The sequence below is a fragment of the Flectobacillus sp. genome, from assembly GCF_049240685.1.
Taxonomy (GTDB): domain Bacteria; phylum Bacteroidota; class Bacteroidia; order Cytophagales; family Spirosomataceae; genus Flectobacillus.
The window spans coordinates 1-3,805 of sequence record NZ_JBMLSD010000494.1 but is presented as its reverse complement, the minus strand read 5'-3'; the positions used below and the strand labels follow the sequence as shown (position 1 = coordinate 3,805).

General features: G+C 38.1%; 3 protein-coding genes. 2 read left to right on the top strand and 1 reads right to left on the bottom strand.

The window, feature by feature from the left end:
* The first annotated feature begins 437 nt into the window (after positions 1 to 437).
* The gene (locus ACOVQ4_RS22825; protein WP_421822891.1) at positions 438 to 1,805 is read left to right on the top strand and encodes a 3-keto-disaccharide hydrolase; all 1,368 of its coding nucleotides are present in this window, start codon (positions 438 to 440) and stop codon (positions 1,803 to 1,805) included.
* A gap of 121 nt (positions 1,806 to 1,926) precedes the next feature.
* A complete protein-coding gene (locus ACOVQ4_RS22820) occupies positions 1,927 to 3,264 on the top strand; it encodes a Gfo/Idh/MocA family protein (protein ID WP_421822890.1) in 1,338 nt (445 codons plus the stop codon).
* 99 nt (positions 3,265 to 3,363) lie between these two features.
* Here ACOVQ4_RS22820 and ACOVQ4_RS22815 read toward each other — a convergent pair whose 3' ends face one another.
* The gene (locus tag ACOVQ4_RS22815; protein ID WP_421822889.1) at positions 3,364 to 3,714 is read right to left on the bottom strand and encodes a LytR/AlgR family response regulator transcription factor; all 351 of its coding nucleotides are present in this window, start codon (positions 3,712 to 3,714) and stop codon (positions 3,364 to 3,366) included.
* Positions 3,715 to 3,805: the final 91 nt, after the last annotated feature.

Genomic DNA, 3,805 nt, shown 5'->3' with positions numbered 1-3,805 from the left:
AAACTTCACCTCAGATATACTATTAATTTAATCTTTCCTTTTACTGAATACGCAAAATAAATCTAATTTTTGAGCTTTCAACTTTCAGCTATGGGCATTCGGCAAAAGTTATCTATCATTACTAAAAAACCATTTTAACACGCTTTGCCTTGTACCTAAAACAAAAAACTTAAATCTAATTTTTGAGCGTTCGGCTTTCAGCTATCGGCATTCGGTAAAAAGTTATCAATCATTACTAAAAAATCATTTTAACACGCTTTGCCTTGTGCCTGTTGCCTGACGTCTAGAACACATAAATCAAATCTAATTCTGCATTCCTACTTAATTTCCTGCCTTATGTCGAGAGCCTACCTTAGATTGTCTCTTTTTCGATACTCTTTTTGAGTAAAAAAAAAACATCCTAGACTTTTGTATAAAACTATCTATTAAAAAAATCTATGATACAAAAGTTTATTAACGGATGCCTTTTGGTATGCGCACTCACTTTTACAGCCAACGCTCAAAAAGAAAAATGGACTTCATTGTTTGATGGCAAAACCTTGAAAGGTTGGAAACAACTTGGAGGACAAGCTAAATATGAAGTAAAAAATGGTGAAATCGTGGGCACTACGGTTTCAGGAACTCCCAACTCATTTTTGTGTACGGAAAAAGACTACGGTGATTTTGTTTTCGAAGTAGAACTTAACGTAGCTGAAGGCATGAATTCAGGTATCCAGTTCAGAAGTTTGTCGAAACCTGATTACCAAAACGGTCGTGTTCATGGTTATCAAATGGAAGTTGACCCATCAGACCGTGCTTGGTCGGGAGGAATCTATGACGAAGGTCGTCGTGATTGGCTATATATTCCGAATATCAACCCTGCTGGACAAAAAGCTTTCAAACGTGGTGGACAATGGAACAAATACCGTGTTGAGGCAATTGGCAATGTTATTCGTACTTGGATTAACGATATTCCAGTAGCTTGTTTGATTGATGATGTAACAGACAAAGGATTTATTGCTTTGCAAGTACACTCTATCGGCAAAGACCAAGCGCCAGGACAACAAATTCGTTGGAGAAATATCCGTATTCAAACAGGAGCAGATATGCGTCCACACGCCGCAGACAACACGCCTGTTGTTAATTTAATGCTCAACAACCTTTCTGAGCAAGAAAAATCACAAGGTTTCAAATTATTATTCAACGGAAAAGACTTTACAGGTTGGAGAGGCGTTCATCAAGATAAAATGCCAACTATTCACTGGAAAGTAATTGATGGCACTATCAATGTAAGTCCTTCTGATGGCTCTGAAACAGGTAATGATATTGTTACTACCGAACAGTACGGGGCATTTGAATTGACTTTTGAGTTTAAATTGACCGACGGTGCCAATGCTGGGGTAAAATACTTTGTAAACGAAGACTTTGACTCTAATGGAAAATCAGGCGTAGGCTTGGAGTTTCAGGTATTAGATGATGAAAAACATCCAGATGCTAAAATGGGCGCAGTTGGTAACCGTACCTTGGGTAGCTTGTACGACTTGATTCCTTCTTATAAACCAGACAAACGTTTCCAAAGAAAAATTGGAGATTGGAACCAAGGCCGTGTGATTGTATATCCAAACAACATTGTTCAACACTGGCTTAATGGCTTTAAAGTGGTAGAATACGAAAGAGGAAGTAACATTTTCAAAGCACTTGTAGCTCGTAGCAAATACGCCAAATACGATGGCTTTGGCATGGGCAAAACGGGCAATATCCTCCTCCAAGACCACGGCGACAACGTATCGTTCAGAAATCTAAAGATTAGAACAATAGAAAAATAGCCTTAAGCTGTAAGCTGTATGCCTTAAGCACTGCATATAGCTTACAGCATAAAGCCTACGGCTATAATATTTACCTCCCAAATTTACCTAGTAACTAATCATTTCAAACTCACTGTTTATCATGGAAAGAAGAGACTTTGTTAAAAAATCGGCTATTGCATCTTTAGGTGCTTTGGCTTTTAGTCCAAAATCATATTCAAAAATTATAGGAGCCAACGACCGTGTCCGTGTAGGTTGCGTTGGTTATTCTGACCGTTTCCGTTCTTCACACGTACCTCCGTTCAAAGCATTTATGAAAGAAATGAACTTTGAAATGGTAGCTGTGTCTGACCTTTGGAATCGTCGCCGTGAAGAAGGAAAAGCTTTCTTGGAAAAAGAATTAGGTAACTCTATTACCACTTATCGCAATAACGATGAGCTATATGCAGCCAAAGCAGTAGATGCAGTATTTATCTCTACGGCTGACTTCCAGCACGCAATCCACACTATTGAAGCAGTACAAGCGGGCTGTGATACTTATACCGAAAAACCACTTGCAGAGACGATGGACGATGCTCGTGCGGTATTGAAAGCCGTAAAAAGCTCTGGAAAAATTGTACAAATTGGTTCTCAACGTCGTAGTGGACAAAACTACTTTGCGGCTGAGGATTATATCAAGTCAGGAAAATTTGGTGATATCAAAATGGTAGAATTGATGTGGAACGTGAACCAGCCTGGCCGTTGGAGACGTCCAAAGTTGACTTCTATCTTGAAAGAATCGGATATCGACTGGAAACGTTTCTTAATCAACCGTCCTGCTGATTCATTTGACCCACGCAAATACTTAGAATACCGTTTGTTCTGGCCTTATTCATCAGGTATTCCTGGACAATGGATGAGCCACCAAATTGATACAGTACACTGGTTTACAGGTTTGGAGCATCCACGTAGTGCCGTAGCCAACGGTGGTATCTATCAGTGGAACGATGGTCGTAAAAATGCGGATACTATGACAGTAGTGTTTGATTACGGCCCAGATAATGATAAAAACAAAGGCTTCCAAGTACAGTTTACAAGCCGTTTCTCAAACTCGGCAGGTGGTACCAAAGAAATTTACTACTCAAACGGTGGTGAATTAAATTTGGAAACCAACAAAATCTCTTCGCACGGAGGTTTGTCAGAAAGAGAAGCAGCAGAAATGGGTTTGAAAGCAAATTTACTGCCAGAACTTTCATTGAGCGAAGTAACTAAAGTAGAAACCAACGCCAACACGGGTTATGATATTCTCACTTCAAACCATATCCGTAACTGGATGGAATGTGTTCGTTCTCGCAAAACGCCAAATGCGCCAATCGAAGCAGGTTATCAGCACTCTATTGCTTGTATTATGGCTAACGCAGCATATCGTACTGGCGAAAGAGTAACTTTTGATGCAAAAACTCAAAATGTAATGGCTGGGTCAAAAATCTTCAAATACTAAGATTTGACTTTATCATACTGGTAAAAAGCGAAATCCCACTCAAAAGGTGGGATTTCGCTTTTATAATGGTTCAAGAAAATATTTTTAGATATTTAGAACTTAATTCAAACATGAGATTTGTCTTCGTAATTGACATTTTCGACGTCGTGAAATCGTTGCCTTGAGATTATTGCTTAGAATTATATTTTGATTTTGAGGATCATAATTTCTTACATGAGAGCAATTTATCATATAAGTTTTATGAATTCTCTCAAAATTATATTCCTTGAGCATGTACTCAAAAAACTTAATTGTTCTGGCAAATAAATATTTTTTCCCGTCCTTTAAATACACATGTGTATAATTACAGTCGGCTTGGAGCATCACAATATGTTTTATAGGAATTTTGATTCGTTGAAATCGAAACTCTAGATAACCATGCTCTGTTGTACAGAAGTTTTCAAAATTCATTCTACGCTCGATTTAATAGGTTAAAATGTAAATGCTATTTCGTGTATTTAAGTAATCGTGAAAAATTAGATTTAAGTTTTGTGTTGAAGGC